Annotated in this window: 23 protein-coding genes; 1 reads left to right on the forward strand and 22 read right to left on the reverse strand. The window is 66.5% G+C overall.

What is annotated here, in order from left to right; genetic code table 11:
- Positions 1-4 precede the first annotated feature (4 nt).
- The 22 genes from trbK-alt to I8E17_RS06600 all read right to left on the reverse strand — a co-directional run bounded on the left by trbK-alt (position 5) and on the right by I8E17_RS06600 (position 16,404).
- A complete protein-coding gene (trbK-alt, locus tag I8E17_RS06495; protein ID WP_219510830.1) occupies positions 5-340 on the reverse strand; it encodes a putative entry exclusion protein TrbK-alt in 336 nt (111 codons plus the stop codon).
- Between the two features lie 10 nt (positions 341-350).
- Positions 351-1,109 carry a P-type conjugative transfer protein TrbJ gene (gene trbJ / locus I8E17_RS06500; protein ID WP_219510828.1) on the reverse strand — a complete coding sequence of 253 codons (759 nt, stop codon included), beginning with the start codon at positions 1,107-1,109 and terminating at the stop codon, positions 351-353.
- The gene (gene trbE / locus I8E17_RS06505; protein ID WP_219510826.1) at positions 1,106-3,544 is read right to left on the reverse strand and encodes a conjugal transfer protein TrbE; all 2,439 of its coding nucleotides are present in this window, start codon (positions 3,542-3,544) and stop codon (positions 1,106-1,108) included. Before trbE ends, trbJ begins: the two co-directional genes overlap by 4 nt.
- A gap of 8 nt (positions 3,545-3,552) precedes the next feature.
- A complete protein-coding gene (locus I8E17_RS06510; RefSeq protein WP_219510824.1) occupies positions 3,553-3,834 on the reverse strand; it encodes a VirB3 family type IV secretion system protein in 282 nt (93 codons plus the stop codon).
- Positions 3,834-4,166: a TrbC/VirB2 family protein gene (locus I8E17_RS06515; RefSeq protein WP_219510821.1), complete on the reverse strand. Its 333-nt coding sequence runs from the start codon at positions 4,164-4,166 to the stop codon at positions 3,834-3,836. Before I8E17_RS06515 ends, I8E17_RS06510 begins: the two co-directional genes overlap by 1 nt.
- The gene (trbB, locus tag I8E17_RS06520; protein ID WP_219510818.1) at positions 4,163-5,146 is read right to left on the reverse strand and encodes a P-type conjugative transfer ATPase TrbB; all 984 of its coding nucleotides are present in this window, start codon (positions 5,144-5,146) and stop codon (positions 4,163-4,165) included. The genes I8E17_RS06515 and trbB overlap by 4 nt, the downstream gene beginning before the upstream one ends.
- A 168-nt stretch (positions 5,147-5,314) precedes the next feature.
- On the reverse strand, positions 5,315-5,749 hold the full coding sequence (locus tag I8E17_RS06525; RefSeq protein ID WP_219510815.1) for a ribbon-helix-helix protein, CopG family: 435 nt from the start codon (positions 5,747-5,749) through the stop codon (positions 5,315-5,317).
- Positions 5,750-5,756: 7 nt separating this feature from the next.
- A complete protein-coding gene (locus tag I8E17_RS06530) occupies positions 5,757-7,748 on the reverse strand; it encodes a conjugal transfer protein TraG (protein ID WP_219510811.1) in 1,992 nt (663 codons plus the stop codon).
- 28 nt (positions 7,749-7,776) lie between these two features.
- Positions 7,777-9,513 (reverse strand): VirD2 family relaxase/mobilization nuclease, encoded by a 1,737-nt coding sequence (locus I8E17_RS06535; RefSeq protein ID WP_219510810.1) that lies wholly within the window; start codon positions 9,511-9,513, stop codon positions 7,777-7,779.
- Between the two features lie 244 nt (positions 9,514-9,757).
- Complete coding sequence (locus I8E17_RS06540) at positions 9,758-10,522, reverse strand: lytic transglycosylase domain-containing protein (protein WP_219510808.1); 765 nt, start codon at positions 10,520-10,522, stop codon at positions 9,758-9,760.
- A gap of 3 nt (positions 10,523-10,525) precedes the next feature.
- The gene (locus I8E17_RS06545) at positions 10,526-10,864 is read right to left on the reverse strand and encodes a DUF736 domain-containing protein (RefSeq protein WP_219510806.1); all 339 of its coding nucleotides are present in this window, start codon (positions 10,862-10,864) and stop codon (positions 10,526-10,528) included.
- Positions 10,865-10,909: 45 nt separating this feature from the next.
- Positions 10,910-11,455 (reverse strand): S26 family signal peptidase, encoded by a 546-nt coding sequence (locus tag I8E17_RS06550; protein ID WP_219510804.1) that lies wholly within the window; start codon positions 11,453-11,455, stop codon positions 10,910-10,912.
- Entirely contained in the window at positions 11,452-11,973 is a 522-nt protein-coding gene (locus I8E17_RS06555) for a DUF2840 domain-containing protein (RefSeq protein WP_219510802.1), read from the reverse strand. The genes I8E17_RS06550 and I8E17_RS06555 overlap by 4 nt, the downstream gene beginning before the upstream one ends.
- Positions 11,970-12,224, reverse strand: a complete 255-nt coding sequence (locus I8E17_RS06560; protein ID WP_219510801.1) for a hypothetical protein — start codon at positions 12,222-12,224, stop codon at positions 11,970-11,972. The genes I8E17_RS06555 and I8E17_RS06560 overlap by 4 nt, the downstream gene beginning before the upstream one ends.
- Entirely contained in the window at positions 12,221-12,859 is a 639-nt protein-coding gene (gene parA, locus I8E17_RS06565) for a ParA family partition ATPase (RefSeq protein ID WP_219510798.1), read from the reverse strand. The genes I8E17_RS06560 and parA overlap by 4 nt, the downstream gene beginning before the upstream one ends.
- A 211-nt stretch (positions 12,860-13,070) precedes the next feature.
- On the reverse strand, positions 13,071-13,958 hold the full coding sequence (locus I8E17_RS06570; RefSeq protein WP_219510795.1) for a replication initiator protein A: 888 nt from the start codon (positions 13,956-13,958) through the stop codon (positions 13,071-13,073).
- A gap of 11 nt (positions 13,959-13,969) precedes the next feature.
- Complete coding sequence (locus I8E17_RS06575) at positions 13,970-14,254, reverse strand: helix-turn-helix domain-containing protein (protein ID WP_219510793.1); 285 nt, start codon at positions 14,252-14,254, stop codon at positions 13,970-13,972.
- Positions 14,255-14,381: 127 nt separating this feature from the next.
- Positions 14,382-14,828: a DUF2285 domain-containing protein gene (locus tag I8E17_RS06580; RefSeq protein WP_229002090.1), complete on the reverse strand. Its 447-nt coding sequence runs from the start codon at positions 14,826-14,828 to the stop codon at positions 14,382-14,384.
- A 1-nt stretch (position 14,829) separates the two neighbouring features.
- Positions 14,830-15,147, reverse strand: a complete 318-nt coding sequence (locus tag I8E17_RS06585; RefSeq protein WP_219510790.1) for a DUF6499 domain-containing protein — start codon at positions 15,145-15,147, stop codon at positions 14,830-14,832.
- 117 nt (positions 15,148-15,264) lie between these two features.
- On the reverse strand, positions 15,265-15,528 hold the full coding sequence (locus I8E17_RS06590; RefSeq protein WP_219510788.1) for a DUF2285 domain-containing protein: 264 nt from the start codon (positions 15,526-15,528) through the stop codon (positions 15,265-15,267).
- 120 nt (positions 15,529-15,648) lie between these two features.
- Complete coding sequence (locus I8E17_RS06595; protein ID WP_219510786.1) at positions 15,649-15,891, reverse strand: helix-turn-helix transcriptional regulator; 243 nt, start codon at positions 15,889-15,891, stop codon at positions 15,649-15,651.
- Positions 15,892-16,077: 186 nt separating this feature from the next.
- On the reverse strand, positions 16,078-16,404 hold the full coding sequence (locus I8E17_RS06600; RefSeq protein WP_219510784.1) for a DUF736 domain-containing protein: 327 nt from the start codon (positions 16,402-16,404) through the stop codon (positions 16,078-16,080).
- A 193-nt stretch (positions 16,405-16,597) separates the two neighbouring features.
- On the opposite strand from I8E17_RS06600, the gene I8E17_RS06605 reads away from it, so the two are divergent.
- Positions 16,598-17,626 carry an IS110 family transposase gene (locus tag I8E17_RS06605; RefSeq protein WP_219510782.1) on the forward strand — a complete coding sequence of 343 codons (1,029 nt, stop codon included), beginning with the start codon at positions 16,598-16,600 and terminating at the stop codon, positions 17,624-17,626.
- The last annotated feature ends 694 nt before the right edge of the window (positions 17,627-18,320 follow it).

Raw genomic sequence — 18,320 nt, forward strand, 5'->3', positions numbered from 1 at the left:
GTGCCTACTGCGCCGCTGACGGTTGCGCCGGCGTCGGCGTCGGGAGCGGCGCGGGCTGTGTCGGGGGAAGGCGTTCCTCCGGTCGGGCCCCGGGCGCGAGGAAGCGGTTGCGGTTCTCCGCCCAGGCGTGCAGGCACGCGGGATCGCGTGGCCCGGCTTCGCCCAAGGCCTGGCAGCGCAGCAGCTCGGCGCGCAGCGGATCTGCGGGGGCTACGACTTGCCGGTCGGAGGTCCAACTCTCCGCGGACGCGTCCTTGCGGCTGACTTCGATTGCGGTCGCAGTGATCGCGACCGCAACGAAGATGACTGCGCCGATGCGCGCGAACGTCTTTCCGTCCATTGCTCCGTCCTTAGTTGCTGGTCCGGAACATCTGCGCGTTGCCGGGCTGATAGCCGCTGCCCGGTGTCAGGAAACGGCGGCGCTGCTCGCGGCCTTGTTCGGCGGCGGCGGATCGCTCGGCATCGGCGAGCGCCTGAGCACGGCCGTTCGCGGCCACGACGGCCGTGAGATCGGCAAGTTGCTGGGCCTGGAGGGCGAGGAGTTGATTGCCGGCCTGAGTCGCTTGCAGCGCGCCGGCTGCGCCCTGGCTCTGCGCGACCAGCGTGGACATCTGTACACGGTTGGTATCGATGTTGCCCACGACGCCGGCCTGGACCCGCATCGCGTCCTGCAATCCCGCTACGGTATTCTGCCAGCGCTCGCGGGCGGAGGCGACCAGCTGCTGGTCGGAGGCCGTCATCGAGGCGTTGCCGTAGGTCGTGCGGAACGCCTGGTCGATATTCTGGACGTTGTAGGCGATGTTCTGCGCCTGGCTCAGCAGCTGCTGTGTGCGCTGGACCGACTGCTGGAGCTGCTGAAGTGACGAATAGGGCAGGCTCGCGAGGTTGCGGGCCTGGTTGATGAGCATCGTCGCTTGGTTCTGAAGCGACGTGATCTGGTTGTTGATCTGCTGGAGCGCGCGTGCGGCCTGAAGCACATTCTGCGCATAATTGCTCGGATCGTAGACGATGATTGCGTGAGCCGGCGTGGTCAGCATCGGCGCGAGCGCAACCGATGGCACAAGCAGCGCGGCGGCGAGCCGCAGGGCGCGGGAACGGCGCAGTGTCATGGGGTCTTCTCCAGGTTGGTGAGGTTGGGGATGAGGTCGGCCGCCCAATCGACGCCGCGATAGCGCAGCCAAGCCGGGAGGAAGCCCTCACGGCCATGTTCGGCGACAATCCGGTCGATGGCGGCTTGGTCCGTCTTCGAGGATGTAGCGCAGAGCGCGAGCGCCACATCGGACAGGCCCAGCTCAAACAGCCGGCTGCCGCGGCGGGACTGGCAGTAGTAGTCGCGCTTCGGCATGGCGCGAGCGAGGATCTCGATCTGTCGGTCGTTCAAGCCGAAGCGCCGGTAGATCGCGGTGATCTGAGGCTCGATCGCCCGCTCATTCGGCAGGAGCAGCCGTGTCTGGCAGCTCTCGATGATGGCGGGCGCGACGGCGGAGCCGTCGATGTCGGAGAGCGACTGCGTGGCGAAGACGACGCTGGCGTTCTTCTTGCGCAGCGTCTTCAGCCATTCGCGCAGCTGACCGGCGAAGCCTTCGTCGTCGAGCGCGAGCCAACCCTCGTCGACGATGATCAGCGTCGGCTCGCCGTTCAGGCGGTCCTCGATGCGGTGGAAGAGATAGGCGAGCACCGCCGGGGCCGCGGCCGTCCCGATCAAGCCTTCCGTCTCGAAGGCCTGGACGGTGGCGACGCCGAGATGCTCGCTCTCCGCATCGAGCAGCCGGCCATAGGGTCCGCCGACGCAATATGGGCGCAGCGCCTGCTTGAGGTCGTTCGACTGCAGCAGCACGGACAAGCCGGTCATCGTGCGCTCGGCCGTGGGCGCGCTGGCGAGCGACGACAGTGCCGTCCAGATCAGCTCCTTCACCTCGGGCGTGATCTGGATGCTTTCGCGCATCAGGATGGCGACGACCCAATCGGCGGCCCATGCGCGTTCGGCCGCCTCGTCGATGCGTGAAAGGGGTTGCAACGCGACGCTATCGGCCGAGCCCTCGGTCAGGCCACCACCGAGATCGTGCCAGTCGCCGCCCATAGCGATGGCGGCGGCGCGGATCGAGCCGCCGAAGTCGAAGGCGAAGACCTGGGCTCCGGCATAGCGGCGGAATTGCAGCGCCATGAGCGCCAGCAGCACGGATTTGCCGGCACCCGTTGGGCCAACCACCAGCGTATGACCGACGTCGCCGACATGCAGGGAAAACCGGAACGGGGTGGACCCTTCGGTCTTGCCGTAGAGCAAGGGGGGTGCACCGAAGTGATCATCCCGTTCCGGCCCCGCCCACACGGCGCTGAGAGGGATCATGTGGGCGAGGTTGAGCGTCGAGATCGGCGGCTGGCGGACATTGGCGTAGACGTGCCCGGGCAGCGAACCCAGCCAGGCGTCGGCCGCGTTGATCGTCTCGGGCATGGCCGTGAAGTCGCGGCCCTGGACAACCTTCTCGACGAGACGGAGCTTCTCGGCCGCGATGCGTGGATCATTGTCCCAGACGGCGATCGCGGCGGTGACATAGGCCTGGCCGGCATAGTCGGCGCCGAGCTCCTGCAGCGCGAGGTCGGCGTCGGCGGCCTTGTTGGCGGCGTCGGTGTCGACCAGGGCGCTCGCCTCGTTGGTCATCACCTCCTTGAGGATCGCGGCGATCGATTTGCGCTTGGAGAACCACTGACGGCGGATTTTGGTCAGCAGCTTGGTCGCGTCTGTCTTGTCGAGCAGGATCGCCCGCGTCGCCCAGCGATAGGGAAAGGCGAGACGGTTGAGATCGTCGAGGATGCCGGGCGTCGTCGCAGACGGGAAACCGACGATCGTCAGGACCCTTAGATGCGCTTCACCGAGTTGCGGCTCGAGCCCACCGGTCAGCGGCTGATCGGCGACCAGCGCGTCGAGATACATCGGCGTCTCGGGAACGCGCACGCGGTAGCGCTTCGTCGAGACCGTCGAGTGCAGATAGGTCAGCGTCTCGATGTCATCGAGCCATGCGCATTCCGGCATGAAGGCCTCGACGAGCTGCAGGATGCGGTCGGTTCGATCGACGAAGCCGCGGAGCGCTTCCCAGGCATCGACGCCGCGCTCGGCCTTGCCCTCATAGAGCCAGCTTTCTGCGCGCGCTGCGTCCTCGGCCGGTGGCAGGAAGGTGAAGGTCAGGAAATAACTCGACTCGTAGTGGGCGGAGTCTTCCTCGAAATCCGCCTTGCGCTCGGCATCGACCAGCGCCGATGCCGGGTCGGGGAACGGGCTCGCTGGATAGGCGCCGACGGCATGGCGCTGCGCTTCCACGAAAATCGCCCAGCCGCTGCCGAGCCGGCGGAAGGCACTGTTGAGGCGGCCGGCGACGGCGATCAGCTCGGCCTGCACGGCGGAGTCGAGATCCGGCCCGCGGAAGCGCGCGCTGCGCTGGAAACTGCCGTCCTTGTTCAGCACGACGCCGGGCGCGACGAGCGCCGCCCAGGGGAGGAAATCAGCGAGGCGGGTCGAGGTCCGTCGATATTCGGCGAGGTTCATCATGGCCGGCCTCAGACCCCGAGATGACCGGGAATGCGCAGGTGCCGGCGTCCGACATCGACGAACTGCGGATCGCGCTTGGCCGCCCAAACAGCAGCGAAATGGCCGACGGCCCAGAGACCCAAGCCAACGAGCCACAGACGCAACCCGAGACCGAGAGCGGCCGCGAGCGTGCCGTTGAGGATGGCGATGCTCCGTGGCGCGCCACCGAGCAGGATGTGCTCGGTTAGCGCCCGGTGGACGGGGACGCTGTAACCCGGCACGTCGCCACCGCTCTCGATCAAGCCCGCCATCAGACGAGCGCCCCGCCGCCGAACGAGAAGAACGACAGGAAGAAGCTCGACGCCGCGAAGGCGATCGACAGACCGAAGACGATCTGGATGAGGCGGCGGAAACCGCCCGAGGTGTCGCCGAAGGCGAGCGTCAGGCCGGTGACGATGATGATGATCACCGCGATGATCTTAGCGACCGGGCCTTCGATCGATTGCAGGATCTGCTGGAGCGGCTGCTCCCACGGCATCGAGGAGCCGGACGCGTGGGCGGCCGGGGCCAGCATCAGGCTGACCATGACGGCCGATGCAGCGGTGGTGGCGTGGCGACGGAAATGCGGGGCAGGACGGATCATGCGGGGTCTCCTTCAGGGGGCGGGGTGGCGGAGCGGATGCGGTAGTCACCGTCGGGGCCGAGCCCATCGACGCGGCCGAGCTCCGCCAGACGGCGGGTAGCGCCGCGGCCGGAGAGGATGGCGACGAGGTCGATGGTCTCGGCGATCAGCGCGCGCGGAACGGTGATGACGGCTTCCTGGATGAGTTGCTCGAGGCGGCGGAGCGCGCCGAGCGCGGTGCCGGCGTGGATGGTGCCGATCCCGCCGGGGTGGCCGGTGCCCCAGGCCTTGAGCAGGTCGAGAGCCTCGGCGCCTCGCACCTCGCCGATCGGAATGCGGTCAGGTCGCAGGCGCAGGGAGGAGCGGACGAGATCGGACAGCGTCGCGACACCGTCCTTCGTCCGCATGGCGACGAGGTTGGGGGTGCTGCACTGCAGCTCGCGTGTGTCCTCGATCAGCACCACGCGGTCGGATGTCTTGGCGACCTCGGCGAGCAGCGCGTTTGTGAGCGTTGTCTTACCGGTGGAGGTGCCACCGGCAACGAGGATGTTAGAACGCTCGACGACAGCTTGGCGCAGGATGTCGGCCTGTACGGCCGACATGATGCCGGCTTGCACATAGTCCTGCAGGGTGAACACCGCGACGGCGGGCTTTCGGATCGCGAAGGCGGGCGCGGCCACGACGGGCGGCAGAAGCCCCTCGAACCGCTCCCCCGTTTCCGGCAACTCCGCCGAGACGCGGGGATTGCCGGGATGGACTTCGGCGCCGACATGGTGAGCGACGAGTCGCACGATGCGCTCGCCGTCGGCCGGCGAGAGTCGCTCGCCGGTGTCGGACAGTCCCTCGGACAGGCGGTCGATCCAGAGACGGCCGTCGGGGTTGAGCATCACCTCGACGACGCTGGCGTCCCCGAGAAAGCCGGCGATGGCGGGGCCGAGGGCGGTGCGCAGCATGCGCGCCCCTCGAAGTATCGCCTCGGATTTCTCGGAAGAAGCGGCCACGTTGTCCCCGTTCTTTGCGGGACCGCGTCAGGCCGTCCCTGGATCGGGGATGATTAAGAGAACCGGAAATCGGCCCGCGGCAACAGGTTGTTTTGCTTGTCGTACCGTGGCGTACAAAGACAGGCGAACGGCGTGATCGCCGAATACTTGAGTTGCCGCGATCGCTGCTTATTGCACGTCGCGCGCGGGATCGATGTCCTCGGAAATCTCCTGCCGGAGCTTCGGACCCTTGGCGAGCCTGCGGCCGAGCGCAGCGACAAAGGCGTCGTATCGCTCGCCAGCCTGTGCCCGCGCGGCGGCCTGCGCCGGCTCCGGCAGAGGCGGGTTGGTGGTGAGCCAGAAGCGCACGAAGACGGCCAGCATCTCGATCGCAATGCCAAGGTCGCGCTCCAGACGGGTCATCCGCCGGTCGAGCTGGTCGAGACGCTTGGTCGTCGCCGCTTCCTGACGCTCGGCGGCGTCCGGCGACAGGAAGGAAGCGATCGCCGCCTCGGCGATCAGCGACCGGGATTGGTCGCGCCGCGCCGCGTGGGCGGCGAGTGCCTTCATAACTTCGGGTTCGAGATAGACCGACAGGCGCTGCTTCTTCGACGGATTGGCCATGGGCACCTCACAGCTCCATGCCGTCGTTCGGATCGAGCGAGACCTGACGTGCCACGCCCTGCATGACCTGGTTCGCGCGGCTGAGGCGCGCGACGTCGTCATCTGGTTCGTCATCGAGCTCGATCTCGAACTCGTTCTCGATCGGTGCCTTCTTCTCGACCGGAGCGGCGCGCGCCAGTTCGGGCTGGTGACGGCGTTCCGATCCCGTGGGGTCCTCGTCGCCGCCATCAGCTGTCACCATTGCCTCAGGCATCGCTGCTGCCGGTCGAGCGGGAACTGGGAGCCGGCTCCAGTCGTCGGCACTCGTTGGCGATGACCTCGTCAGCTTCGGCGGGGGCATAATCCGCTCGTTGAACCGCCGGTCTTCGAAATAGCGCGCCTTCTTGGCGCGGATCGGTGGCGTGCCAGCGACCATGACGATCTCGTCGGCGGGCGGGAGCTGCATGATCTCGCCCGGGGTGAGCAGCGGCCGCGCGGTCTCGGAGCGCGACACCATCAGGTGGCCGAGCCACGGAGAGAGGCGATGGCCGGCATAGTTCTTCATGGCGCGCATCTCCGTCGCGGTACCCAGCGCATCGGAGACGCGCTTCGCCGTCCGCTCGTCATTGGTCGCGAAGCTGACGCGGACATGGCAGTTGTCGAGGATCGAGTTGTTCGGCCCGTAGGCCTTCTCAATCTGGTTTAGCGATTGCGCGATCAGGAACGCCTTCAATCCGTAACCCGCCATGAAGGCGAGCGCGGATTCGAAGAAGTCCAGCCGCCCGAGAGCTGGGAACTCGTCGAGCATCAGGAGCAGCCGATGCCGGTTGCTCTTCGCGTTGAGGTCCTCGGTCAGGCGCCGGCCGATCTGGTTGAGGATCAGCCGGATGAGCGGCTTGGTCCGGGCGATGTCCGACGGCGGCACGACGAGGTAGAGACTGGTCGGCTGCCGCGCGCCGACGATATCGGCGATGCGCCAGTCGCAGCGCCTGGTGACCTCGGCGACGACTGGGTCGCGATAGAGGCCGAGGAAGGACATGGCGGTCGAGAGGACGCCGGAGCGCTCGTTGTCCGATTTGTTGAGCAGCTCGCGAGCGGCGCTGGCGATCACCGGGTGCGGCCCGGCTTCGCCAAGGTGCGCGGTCTTCATCATGGCGGCCAGCGTCGACTCGATCGGCCGCTTCGGATCGGAGAGGAAGGCAGCGACGCCGGCGAGCGTCTTGTCGGTCTCGGCGTAGAGGACGTGGAGGATCGCGCCGACTAGCAGCGCGTGACTGGTCTTTTCCCAGTGATTGCGCTTTTCGAGGCTGCCCTCCGGATCGACCAGGATGTCGGCGATGTTCTGAACGTCGCGGACCTCCCATTCGCCGCGGCGGACCTCAAGCAACGGATTGTAGGCGGCCGACTTCGCATTGGTGGGATCGAACAGCAGCACCCGGCCATGGCGGGCGCGGAAGCCTGCGGTCAGCGCCCAGTTCTCGCCCTTGATGTCGTGGACGATGGCCGAACCCGGCCAGGTCAGGAGCGACGGCACGACCAGACCAACGCCTTTGCCGGAACGGGTCGGCGCGAAGCACAGCACGTGCTCGGGCCCGTCATGGCGGAGATAGGCGCGGGCGTACTTGCCGAGCACCACGCCGTCCTCGCCGAGCAGGCCGGCGCCCCGCACCTCGTCTTCATGTGCCCAACGCGCCGAGCCGAAGGTCTCGGCGTTCTTCGCCTCGCGCGCCCGCCAGACCGACATGCCGATCGCGACGGCGATCGAGATGAAGCCGCCCGACGCGGCGATATAGGCGCCCTCGACGAAGATCGGCGGCGCGTAGGCGTCGTAGAAATACCACCAGGGAAAGAAGGACCATGGGTAGTAGATCGGCCAGTCGCCGAGCATGAACCACGGCGCTCCGAGCTGATGCTGGAAGCCGAGCCGGTAAGCCGTCCATTGCGTGGCGGCCCAGGTGGTCAATTGGACGATGGCGAAGACCGTGAGGATCTGGCCCCAGAGGATCTTTGTGGCGGACATGACGGGGTCCTTTCGTTTGGGATGGTGGTCACAGGCCGAGCCCCCGCTGGCGGCCGAAGCTCCAGTCGACGCCGCCGTCGCTCCGGGCGACGCCGGAGACGTGACGGCCGAGCTGCTTTTCGAGTGATGGCGTCCAGGGCACGAGGCTGAAGCCGAGCCCGTCGTGGATCATGGCGAAGCGGCCGCTCGCGAGGTTCAGCCGCCGCTGATAGGTGCCGGTGACATATTCGCCGGATTCAGATTTGACCTGCGGCCGCCCGGTCTCGGCGGCGATGCGTTCGGCGACCGCCTCCAGCTCGCGACGCCGCAGCGTGTCGACCAGGCCGGGCTGGAAGCTGACGCCGCGCTGCTGGCGCTCGGCAAGGCCCTGGCCGACAAGATGCTCGGCCCGCCGGTCCATGGCGTCGCGCACCTCGGCGCCGAAGCCGCCGCCGAGCGCTGCCGGCTCGCGGGCGATATTCTGCCGGTCGAGCCAGGTGGCGCCGGCTGCGGTGACCTGCCGCTCGATGTCGAGATCGGAGCGCACCGCGATCGCCACGCGGCGCTGGCCGCGCGCGTCGTCGAATTTCCGAAGCTCGACGATCGAACCCGGTGCGCTGTCGCCGGCCGCGTCGAGGTCGGGAAGCTTGATGTGGTGGGTACGCCCGTCGACGCCATCGACCACGACGAAGGCGGTGCCCTTCAACTCGTCGTCGAGGCCGCGTGCGACGAGGCGGCCGATGACCGGATCGTTGAGGCTCTCCGAGGCGAGCACATAGCTCGCCGCGCCTCGCTCGATGCCGCGCTCGGTCAGGCCGTGATGGATGCGCTTGATGATGTCCCCGCGCTCGCCGAGTTCGCGGAGCGTCGCCTCGGCCTTGTCCGAGATGGTCCACTGTCCCGGACCGATCTCGTCGGCGAGCCCGAGCCCTTCGAGCTTGCGCAGCCGCCCGACCTTGAGCGCGTGGAATTCATCGGGCTGCCGATCGGGATGCGGCGCGAGATCGATGACGCCGGTCCGATAGGCGTCGCGTGCGAGCTGGCGATCGAGGTTGGTCCAGCGGTCCGCGTCGATCTGGCGCTCCAGCGTCTGCCTTATCTCCTGGTCGGTGCGCGGCCCCAACTCCTGGGTGATGAGGTCGCGCGCCCGATCGCGCATGCCCTCCTTGATATAGTCGCGCGAGATGACGAGGTTCTCGCCGTCATCGCGCACACCGCGCACGATCAGATGGACATGCGGATGCTCAGTGTTCCAGTGATCGACCGCGACCCATTCGAGCCGCGTGCCGAGATCCTTCTCCATCTGGCCGACCAACTCGCGGGTGAAACCTTTGAGGTCCGACATTTCCAGCGCGTCGTCCGGCGAGACGATGAAGCGGAAATGGTGGCGGTCGTCCTCGGACCGCGCCGCGAAGTCCTTGGCGTCGACGTCATCGCCGCCCGGACCGAACAGCCGGGCCTTTTCCCCGTCACGGGTGACGCCGTCGCGGCGCAGATAATCGAGATGCGTCGAGAGCGGCGCGGACCGCCCGCCATGACGAACGACGCGCGCTTTAATGACCGCGCCGCGCGAGCGCGCGGTGATGAGGCGGTTCGCCTGGATCGAGGCGCGCTGGCCGCGACCGAACCGGGATCGCGCGCCGGACCCGATCTTCCCTTGCCGGGAGACGCTGCCGCCGGCGCGCTGTGCGGCCGCCAGCGCCTGGGCGATGAAGGGCCGAGCCCGCTGAGCGCTGGTCGAGCGGATGCGGCCTGGCCGGATGCGGAATTCGTGCTCGTCGCTCATGACGGAGGCTCCGCACATCGCGCGAAGCCGATGATTTGCTTAACAAAAGCCAGAGTGCGCAGGTTGCGCCCATCAGGCGCACCTCGCGAAATCGCGCCATAACCTATTGAAAAAGCACAACCGAACAGAAGCGCACATCGCGCCCCTTTATCCTGCCATCGTGCGGTTGTGTTGCCTGCGTTTCCTTGTTCTCCGGCCATTCCTACGCCAGAGCCCGACAATAGCGCCTGGAGTACGAAAGCCCTCATCGCGGCCCCGCACTGGCTGTTCGGATGGCAAAGAGACCACCGGTTTGCGGGTCGGCGGGCGCAAGATCGCGCGCTGGATGGGACGACGACGGCTCGGCCGGAGTATCGTCGCCGCGCCGCCGATCTGCTTTCACGCTGCCGTCGGCCTGCGCGATGAACAGCGGCGCGCGGGTCCAGGCGAGCGGATCGGCAGCCGCCACCGTGACGGGGGCCGCGACATCATCGCTGCCGATCATCGGCGCGAGTACGGCGACATAGGCGCGCGTTTCGGCCGGCAAGGGACGGCCGTTGTCGCGAAACTCCTCGTAGCGCGCGGGCCCGGCATTGTAGGCCGCCAGGAAACCCGGCGAGCCGTAGCGATCGTGCATCTCGCGCAGATAGGCCGCGCCCGCCAGGATGTTGTCGCGCGGATCATAGGGATCGCTACCGAGACCATGCCGGGCGCGCAGCACCGTCCAGGTGGCAGGCATGATCTGCATGAGGCCGATCGCGCCCTTTGGTGAGATAGCGCGCGCATCGCCTCGGCTTTCGACGCGCATGACAGCGCGGATCCAGGCCTCCGGGATGCCGAAGCGCCGCGCCGCCTCGGCGATAGGACCGGCATAGGGATCGGTCGGCGATGCGCGCTCGGCCGGCGCACGCTGCTCTTGTGAGAGGGCAGCGACGGGCAGCGCGAGTGTCAGGCCGGAAAGGAGAAGGAGGGCTGTGGACCGGACGGTGGTGAACCGTCCGGCGACAGCGCGAGAGGGGCGGGCCGGCATCGCTCAGTCCCGCTCGCCGCGCTTGGGCGGGCGGTTCCAGTGAAGGCCCCAGGCGGATTTGTCATCCGCTGACTGGAAGAGGTTGGCACGGACCGGATGCGGAAAGCAGGGGTCGTCGAGCTGCAGCGCGACGTAATCCCCGGCCTTCTCGCCCGTTCGCTTCCAGCCGGCGCCGACCTCGGGGCCCTCGTCATCGGAGCCGAGATGGACGCGATAGTCCGGTGCGTTCTCGGCGTCGGATTGCTCGGCGGGTACGAGCACAAGTTCGGCGTCGAGGCCGAGCGTTCTGATGCGTCCGGTGTAACCCGACTTGGTGCGGCTGAATTGACCGATCAGGGACATGATTCCCTCCTTGGATGTGCGGTGAGGAAGAGCATGGCCGCGCCGTCACCGCGTCGGCGCGCGCCAGACGAAGCGGCCATCGCCGTCCTCATCGGTGTAGAGAGGAATCGCCCGGCCGATCACGGCGGAGGCGGGAAGCGGACCGAAATAGCGGCCGTCCAGGCTGTCGCGGACCTGCCAATTCATCAGGAACAGCTCGCCCGGGACGACGAGGCGGCAGCCCTGCCAGGCGGGCAATGGCCGACCGAGACGATCGCGCTCCAGCGCATCGCCGAGCGGCACTCCATCGACGGTGATGTTGGCGCTGGTCCGGCAGACGCGCTGTCCGGGAAGCGCGGCGATGCGCTTCATCAGCGGCACCCCCTGGCCGATATAGCCGCGCTCCACCATGAAGGAGGCGAGGGGTTCGGGCGCCCGGATGGCAACGAGATCGGTGACTTCCGCGGACCGCTCGGGCTCAATCGCGTAAAGGCCGATCGGCGTGCTCGCCGACGCGTTCCAGATCAGCTTCGGTGCGAAGGAAACGACCGACAGGACACCGAGTAGCGACACGGCGGCGGTCGTCGTGAGGACGTAGCCAAGCCGGCTCATGCGCCGATCTCCCGGCGCAACAGGAAGGCGCGGTGGCGCGCCGCCGTGTAGGCGCGCGGCGTCTCGCCGGCGGCCATGCGGTTGTGGACGTGCCGCCAGTGATCGGGCGAGACCTCGGCCGGATCGATGCCGATCGCCTCGATCGCATCGATGAGCTGGAGCACGCGCTCCACCTTCGGCCAGCCATCGACGCGCAGCAGGATATCGCCGCCGGGCGTCACGGTCGGGACCGTCTGGCAAGGTGTGCCGCGGGGGAGAGCGCGCATGATGTCGAGGCGCGAGAGCACAGTGCCGTGCTCGTTCGCCGCCCAGCGCACCAGCGCGAAGTTGGTCCCTGGAGGGAAGAAGAGGATGCGGCGGCGGCGATCGAGGACCTGTTCGCGTACATCGTGGCCGAAGCGGATCCAATGCTCCATCCGCTTCTCGATCCAGATCAGCTTGACCTCCGTGAGATCGTCTGGCGGCGCTTCGGCGGGAGCGCGGCCGACGCGTGCGGATGCGGCGGCAAGGCCGGTCATGATCCTTCTCCTGACGGGGGTGGGAATTCGCGTTCAAAGAGGGCGCGCAGCATGTCGGCGACGGTCTGGCCGCGCTGGAAGGCAGCGATCTTGATGCGGCCGCGCATGTCGGCAGTGACGTCGATTGTCAGCCGGGCTGTGAATTGCTCGGCAGACGGCACGTGCTGCGCCTGACGGTCGGGCGCCTTGATCCAGCTTTCCGGATCGGCAGGCCGGGACGCGAAGCTGCGTTTCGGGGACCGCTGGCTCATGCGTCGATCCTCGCCACCTCGGCGGCGAGCGCGGCGATCTCGCGCGCGCCCGGGCAGTCCTCATCCTGTTCGGCGGCGAGCCGGCCGGTCTGCACGACATCGGCGAAGACGATGCGCTGACCGATGGTGGTCGCGAGCAGCGGCGGATCGTGATCGGCGAGCGTCTCGGCGGTCTCGCGCGCGAGCACGGTGCGGGCCGCGCAGCGGTTCAGCACGAAGCGGGCAGCGAGCTCAGGGCGGTAGATGCGCGCCTCGCCGAGCAGGGTCAGCATCTCGGCCGAGGCCCAGCCGTCGAACGGCGAAGGCTGCACCGGGATCAGCACCAGATCGGCGGCGAGCAGCGCCGAGCGCATCAGCCCGGCAACACGCGGCGGCCCGTCAATGACGACGTGATCGGCGTCGCGAGCGAGCTCCGGCGCTTCGCGATGGAGGGTGTCGCGCGCGAGGCCGACGACCCCGAAAAGCCGCCCCAGCCCCTCCCGGCTGCGCTGCTGCGACCAGTCGAGGGCGGAGCCTTGCGGGTCGGCGTCGATCAGCGTGACGCGCTTGCGCTCGCGAGCCCATTCACCGGCGAGATGCAGCGCCAGCGTCGTCTTGCCGACGCCGCCCTTCTGGTTGAGCAGCGCGACGATCATGGCGCGCCCTTCCTTGCCGGCGGCGGGTTATCCGCAGGCGTGGAAAAGCGGTGGTCCGTTAGAAAGATTCCGAAGGAATCTAGGTTAGATAAGTTAGAGGGCTCGCAAGCTGCTGATTCAGCGCGAGGAATCGATGATTCCCGTCCCCGATAGCACGAGAGTCCGGTCCCCGATGGCACGATAGTGCGGGTCCCCGATAGCACGAGACGATTCACAGCTTATCCCCAGGACGAGTTGCCGAGCGGCGACGACGGCGTGGGATGCCGAGCGCGTCGGGGTCGGTCGGTGCGAAGGAAAGGATTTCCGGGCCGCCGACGCATTGCTCGATGGCGAGGCGGTAGCCCGGCAGAGGCTGGCGGCGGACGATGTCGCGCAGGTCGTAAGCGAAGTGCTTGAGCGGCGAGAGGCTGCCCGACTTGGCGTGGAGATGCGAGAAATCGAAGCTCCAGCCGGACTCCTGTTTGCCGCCATGCTTGCGCACGAGCCGGTAGAGCCAGCGCTCCAATCCGCCGGTCAGCCCGAAATAGTTGCGGTCGATCGTCAGCACGAGCGCCTCGTCCAGCACGGCGCCGTAGAACCAGTCCGGCACGATCAGCTCGAGGCCGAGCGGGCGACCACGATGATCGGCGCGCTCCTTCCATTCGTTGATCCAGGAAAAGCGGTGCATCCGCCGCTCGGTGGGCTGGCGGATGGAGGTCGCCACTGTTGTCGACTGGAGCCGGTCGAGCGCGGCCTTCAGGCGGTCGTAGTCCCGTAAGGAAACGCCACGGCCAATGAAATTGAGAATTTCGTACGGGGTTGTGGCCATCAGACGTGAAGGGCGCAGGCCGAGATCGCGCGCTTCCACGATCTGCGAGGCGGCCCAGATCAGAACGTCGGCGTCCCAGATCGTGGCCATGCCATGCTCGGCGACGGCCTCGACGCGGATCTTCACCGAGCCCGCCTTGAAGTCGATCGGCGCCAGGCGCTTCGACTTGGCGAGCGAGAAGAAGGGATAGGCCATGAGGTCCTGCGCATCGCGGGGCGCGAGATCGCCGGGCAGCGCCCGGAAGAGGTCCAGCTGCGCGCGCTCGTCGCGATGATGGTGGCGGGACGACATGGCCGGCTACCTCAGCGCGAAAAGCGCCCGCCGGCGGCAGGCGCGGGCGCGGCATGGCGCTTTGCCGGCTGCACAGAGCCGCCGCGCGGATCGGAGGTCGAGGTGACGAGGCCGCGATCCGCCCAGGCCTGGAGGTCATCGACGGAATAGACGACGCGACCGCCGAGCTTGCGGTAGATCGGCCCGGTCCCGTAGGTCCGGTGCTTTTCGAGGGTTCGCTCGGAAAGGCCGAGAAAGCGTGCCGCCTCCTGTGTTCTCAGGTAGCGTGGCGGTAGATTGGCGGCTTTCTCGGCCATGATCGAACCTCCGTGATCTCGCAGACGGCCGCTTCGAACGAGCGGCGGGATGCGAGCACGGTGGCGCGAGGACGGCGCCTCGCACGATGTCGAAGTAAGCGGGTTAAATTCGACACTCTGCGGGGCGTCAGCGATCCCGGCGCGGACGGCGGAGCAATGTCCGGTAGCCACCCCGCACAAGCTTCATGCCGTCGCGGGCGAGGCGAATGGTCATCTCCCGGATGGGATCACCGACCCAGGAGGCTGGATCGATCTTATGTTGTGGGAAGAGATGTTCGGCGACGACGCGATATATGGCGCCGGCGTGCCGCGCATCGACGGCGCGGAGCATCTGGCGGGCGCGCTCGCGTCGTTGCGGGGTCACCCGTGGGTCGGGAGGGACACGTCGCCCTGTGACGGCTGCCCAGAAGCGCGTCAGAGCAGTCAGCCGATCGGGGGTGAGATCGTCCAAGGGGACCACTGCGGAGAGCGGACTGTCCCCAATCAACTCGGCGAGGCTGACGTCGAAGGGATGGCTGCGTATCTGAAGCTCGACCAGCGTGGTGTCCCGCTCGAGCGTTGTGTGGCGACGCAATTCATCCGCAGTGAGATGGAAGCCTTCGGCAGGCGCCGGACCGGTTTCGAGCAGGATCGCGGCCGGATCTGCTTGCGGGGTCCAGAAGACTGGCTGGATGAGGGCGGTGGCTTGCGGGTCGGCTGCGAAATCGCAACCCCCATTGCTGTGCAAACTCCTCGGCGGCCTTTTCGGTGAGCCGGCCGCTGGACAGTAGCTCAGAATAAGATTGTCTGTAATCGGGATTGCGCCGCAGGAACTCCCAGGCAAGCTGACTGGGCGTCAGGTCATCGACATAATCGTAAGCGGCCGCAGACCGCCAATCTTCACCCTCTGACATCCTCCACTGCCTCCACGTGTTGAACGCAACGCGAGTTGCCTGGACGTCACGATTCCAAGTTGAATTTTTGCCGGGAAGAACGAAGTTGGACCAACGTGATGCAAGTTCTGCATCACCTCAATGAAGACGGGGGCCGAAAAGCTCGCCGAAGCCGTTCTTGGTCATCCATTTTGCTCGGGCGAGATGAGTGGTGTGGACCAGTGCGGCGCGTTTGGGGTCGGTTTTGGCACAGATTCCGAACAGCACTTCGACGACCTCTTTCCAGTCCGCACCCTCAGCGTCCGCGTCGAGAAGGCGCAGATACAGCTTCAAATGCGTACGGTCGTAGGCGGTCAGCGCGGCACCGCCAGGTGGCTCGTCCAGGAAATCTTCTTTGGTCATGGCATCCCCCGACGAAGGATGTATCCATTTTGAAGGATTTTGTTAACGCTGTTTGGAAGGCGTCGCATAGCTGCGATACCGTCGCATGACGGTCGAGCGGTTTGAAGGCACGCCAAGCCGTCAGCGGTCTTTCTTCCTCTCGACAAGCATCACTCCCACGCCCTGGTCGGAGTTCAGGAAGACGATACCGCTGCGCTCGAAGGCGCGCCGGACCTCATCGCGTGTGCTCTCGTACACCTCGAGGCCGTTTTCGGATTCGAGGCGCTTGAGCGCGGTCAGCGATACCCGGGCCTTGTCAGCGAGCGTCTCCTGCGTCCAACCCAGCAACGCGCGTGCGGCCCGCGATTGTCGGGCGGTGATCATGCATGATCACCTCCCATACGGACCCACGCGCACGCCAAAACTACGACTATAATAGTCGCTCTTCGGATGAGAGACTAGCCGCAAGTGCCTTTATGGAAGCCGCGAGGTGGTCTCCCTCTGCAACTGATTCGGTCGCTATGCATGAGAGAAGGCCCCGGCTTTTGGCCGGGGCCTTGCGCGGGTGCCTCAGTCGCTGCGCCGGCCGTTCGGACGGGACCAGATCAGCGAGAAGGTGTCTTCGCCCTCGTCGTCGAAGAGGTTGGCGTAGATCGGGGCGGTGAAGCTCGGATCGTCGAGCTTGAGGCCCAGATAGCCGCGGCCCTCGTTGGAGCGCTTGGACCAGGCGGCGCCGATCTCGGCGCGGCCGACCAGGACCCGGTGGCTGGGGGCGTTCTCGCCGGTGGCGCGCTGGTCGGGGACGATGCGCACGTTCTTGGCCTGGACGCTGAGGGTGACGATTTCGCCGGTGAACTCGTTCGAGCCGGTCTTCTTGAAGGTGCCGATGGTCGCCATTGTAAGTCTCCGTTTTCCGTTCCCGAGCCCGCACCATTGCGGCCTCGATGGCGATCGGCAGGCCGGAGGCGATCGACGGCGCACCCCGAAGGGGCCTGACAGCTAAGGAGGGCTTTCTTGATGATGTGGACACCCCCACCTCTACCGCCGAGGATATCGGTAGGGACCAATCAAACGTTGGGAAGGAAACGGGATGTCCAGGCTGACTATCGGAATCGATCTCGCAAAGAATGTCTTTCAAGTACACGGTATCGACGGTGATAATCGGGTCGTCATCGCGCAGAAGCTGCGGCGGGCACACTTTCTTCCATTCTTTGCCAAGCTAGAACCGTGCCTGATCGGCATGGAAGCCTGCGCTTCGGCGCACCATTGGGCGCGCGAACTGACTGGCATGGGACACGAGGTCAAGCTGATGGCGCCGACCTATGTGAAGCCGTACGTCAAGCGCGGGAAGAACGACATGGTGGATGCCGAGGCGATCTGCGAGGCAGTCACCAGGCCGACCATGCGGTTTGTTCCGATCAAGACCGCGTCACAGCAATCGATCCTGATGGTGCACAAGTCGCGTGCCCTTCTCATCCGGCAGAGGACCATGCTGGTGAACGCCTTGCGAGGCCATCTCACCGAGATCGGCATCGTGGCGCCGGTAGGGATCGAGAGGACGGCAGAACTCGTCGGGCGGGTGCTCGCACACGATCCGACCGAGCTGGACGTTCCGCCGCTCGTGATTGACATCGTCGTATCCTTGGCCAAGCAAATAGACTCCCTGACCGCCGAGGTCAGGACACTTGAGGCCAAGATACGCGAATGGCATCGAACGAGCGAAGCAAGCCGCCGGCTTGCGACGATCCCGGGCGTCGGCGTGATCACGGCCACAGCGTTGGCCGCCACGGTGACTGATGCTTCCGTCTTCAGATCCGGGCGGGAACTTGCAGCATGGCTCGGCCTCACGCCTCGATCGAACTCGTCCGGAGGAAAGGAACGGCTCGGCAGGATTACAAAGGCGGGGAACAGATATCTACGAACGCTGCTGATCGTCGGCGCGACAGCCGTCCTCCGGCATGTCAGGCACAAGATGCACGGTCCGCTCATCGAGTGGGTCAGGAAACTGCTTCTGACCAAGTCCGCGCGTCTGACCACCGTGGCGCTGGCGAACAAAATGGCGCGGATCGCATGGGCCGTGATGGCCAGGCGCACAGTTTACGCTAACGCCGTCGCATAGACATCGACGCCGACAGCGTCACCAAGTTCGGAGGGCCTGCCAGACGATCGTGATGAATACCGGTTTTGCCGGGGATCAGGACAACCCGTTCGCGAGACTGCATCAGCAGAATGCGCTTTTTTGATTGGGACCATGATCCGCGGACTTCATCAAGGCCCGCGGCCGTTCGGCCGATCATCAGAGAGGCCGGACATATGCGAGCAGCCAGCCGGATTCAGAAAGATCAGAAGAAAGGCTTGACCGAGGGGGTGTCCACATATGTCTCGCGAGGAATGCGGCGCAGCCGGCAGGGGAAGAAAGTTTAACGCGGCTGTTGCGTCATAGGCGATCGAGGCGCAGCCGGCCTTCGGCCAGATCAGGCCATTGAAGAGGCCGTTTGGAGCGGTCGAGGCACGGTCAGATAACGGAGAAGATGGCGGCCGTCCCGCAAAGGCAAACCGGCGCCGCCGCAGGCTCGCCAGCTTCGTCTGCTCTCCCGGCAGGCCGACGCTGCCGCATCCTGGCCTACCGCCGCCATGATGGAGATCGCCGCGCCGGACGTCCTGTGGCCCGCCGAAACATTGCTCTGCTCTCGCAGCGCACCAGCGAGGACGGCCTTTCGGGCCAGCGTCGGCCCGCGCCACACACGCCTATTGCTCCGACATGAGACGACGAGGGCGACCACCTCCGCCGCTGCCCTGATCCTCCTGACGGC

This window comes from Rhizobium sp. AB2/73 (assembly GCF_020871915.1).
Classification (GTDB): Bacteria; Pseudomonadota; Alphaproteobacteria; order Rhizobiales; family Rhizobiaceae; genus Rhizobium; species Rhizobium dioscoreae.

Bases quoted from the DNA above. Each gene is read 5' to 3' on its own strand.
- trbK-alt (WP_219510830.1), bottom strand. From the start codon at position 340: ATGGACGGAAAGACGTTCGCGCGCATCGGCGCAGTCATCTTCGTTGCG.
- trbJ (WP_219510828.1), bottom strand. From the start codon at position 1,109: ATGACACTGCGCCGTTCCCGCGCCCTGCGGCTCGCCGCCGCGCTGCTT.
- trbE (WP_219510826.1), bottom strand. From the start codon at position 3,544: ATGATGAACCTCGCCGAATATCGACGGACCTCGACCCGCCTCGCTGAT.
- I8E17_RS06510 (WP_219510824.1), bottom strand. From the start codon at position 3,834: ATGGCGGGCTTGATCGAGAGCGGTGGCGACGTGCCGGGTTACAGCGTC.
- I8E17_RS06515 (WP_219510821.1), bottom strand. From the start codon at position 4,166: ATGATCCGTCCTGCCCCGCATTTCCGTCGCCACGCCACCACCGCTGCA.
- I8E17_RS06525 (WP_219510815.1), bottom strand. From the start codon at position 5,749: ATGGCCAATCCGTCGAAGAAGCAGCGCCTGTCGGTCTATCTCGAACCC.
- I8E17_RS06530 (WP_219510811.1), bottom strand. From the start codon at position 7,748: ATGTCCGCCACAAAGATCCTCTGGGGCCAGATCCTCACGGTCTTCGCC.
- I8E17_RS06535 (WP_219510810.1), bottom strand. From the start codon at position 9,513: ATGAGCGACGAGCACGAATTCCGCATCCGGCCAGGCCGCATCCGCTCG.
- I8E17_RS06540 (WP_219510808.1), bottom strand. From the start codon at position 10,522: ATGCCGGCCCGCCCCTCTCGCGCTGTCGCCGGACGGTTCACCACCGTC.
- I8E17_RS06545 (WP_219510806.1), bottom strand. From the start codon at position 10,864: ATGTCCCTGATCGGTCAATTCAGCCGCACCAAGTCGGGTTACACCGGA.
- I8E17_RS06550 (WP_219510804.1), bottom strand. From the start codon at position 11,455: ATGAGCCGGCTTGGCTACGTCCTCACGACGACCGCCGCCGTGTCGCTA.
- I8E17_RS06555 (WP_219510802.1), bottom strand. From the start codon at position 11,973: ATGACCGGCCTTGCCGCCGCATCCGCACGCGTCGGCCGCGCTCCCGCC.
- I8E17_RS06560 (WP_219510801.1), bottom strand. From the start codon at position 12,224: ATGAGCCAGCGGTCCCCGAAACGCAGCTTCGCGTCCCGGCCTGCCGAT.
- parA (WP_219510798.1), bottom strand. From the start codon at position 12,859: ATGATCGTCGCGCTGCTCAACCAGAAGGGCGGCGTCGGCAAGACGACG.
- I8E17_RS06570 (WP_219510795.1), bottom strand. From the start codon at position 13,958: ATGTCGTCCCGCCACCATCATCGCGACGAGCGCGCGCAGCTGGACCTC.
- I8E17_RS06575 (WP_219510793.1), bottom strand. From the start codon at position 14,254: ATGGCCGAGAAAGCCGCCAATCTACCGCCACGCTACCTGAGAACACAG.
- I8E17_RS06585 (WP_219510790.1), bottom strand. From the start codon at position 15,147: ATGTCAGAGGGTGAAGATTGGCGGTCTGCGGCCGCTTACGATTATGTC.
- I8E17_RS06590 (WP_219510788.1), bottom strand. From the start codon at position 15,528: ATGACCAAAGAAGATTTCCTGGACGAGCCACCTGGCGGTGCCGCGCTG.
- I8E17_RS06595 (WP_219510786.1), bottom strand. From the start codon at position 15,891: ATGATCACCGCCCGACAATCGCGGGCCGCACGCGCGTTGCTGGGTTGG.
- I8E17_RS06600 (WP_219510784.1), bottom strand. From the start codon at position 16,404: ATGGCGACCATCGGCACCTTCAAGAAGACCGGCTCGAACGAGTTCACC.
- I8E17_RS06605 (WP_219510782.1), top strand. From the start codon at position 16,598: ATGTCCAGGCTGACTATCGGAATCGATCTCGCAAAGAATGTCTTTCAA.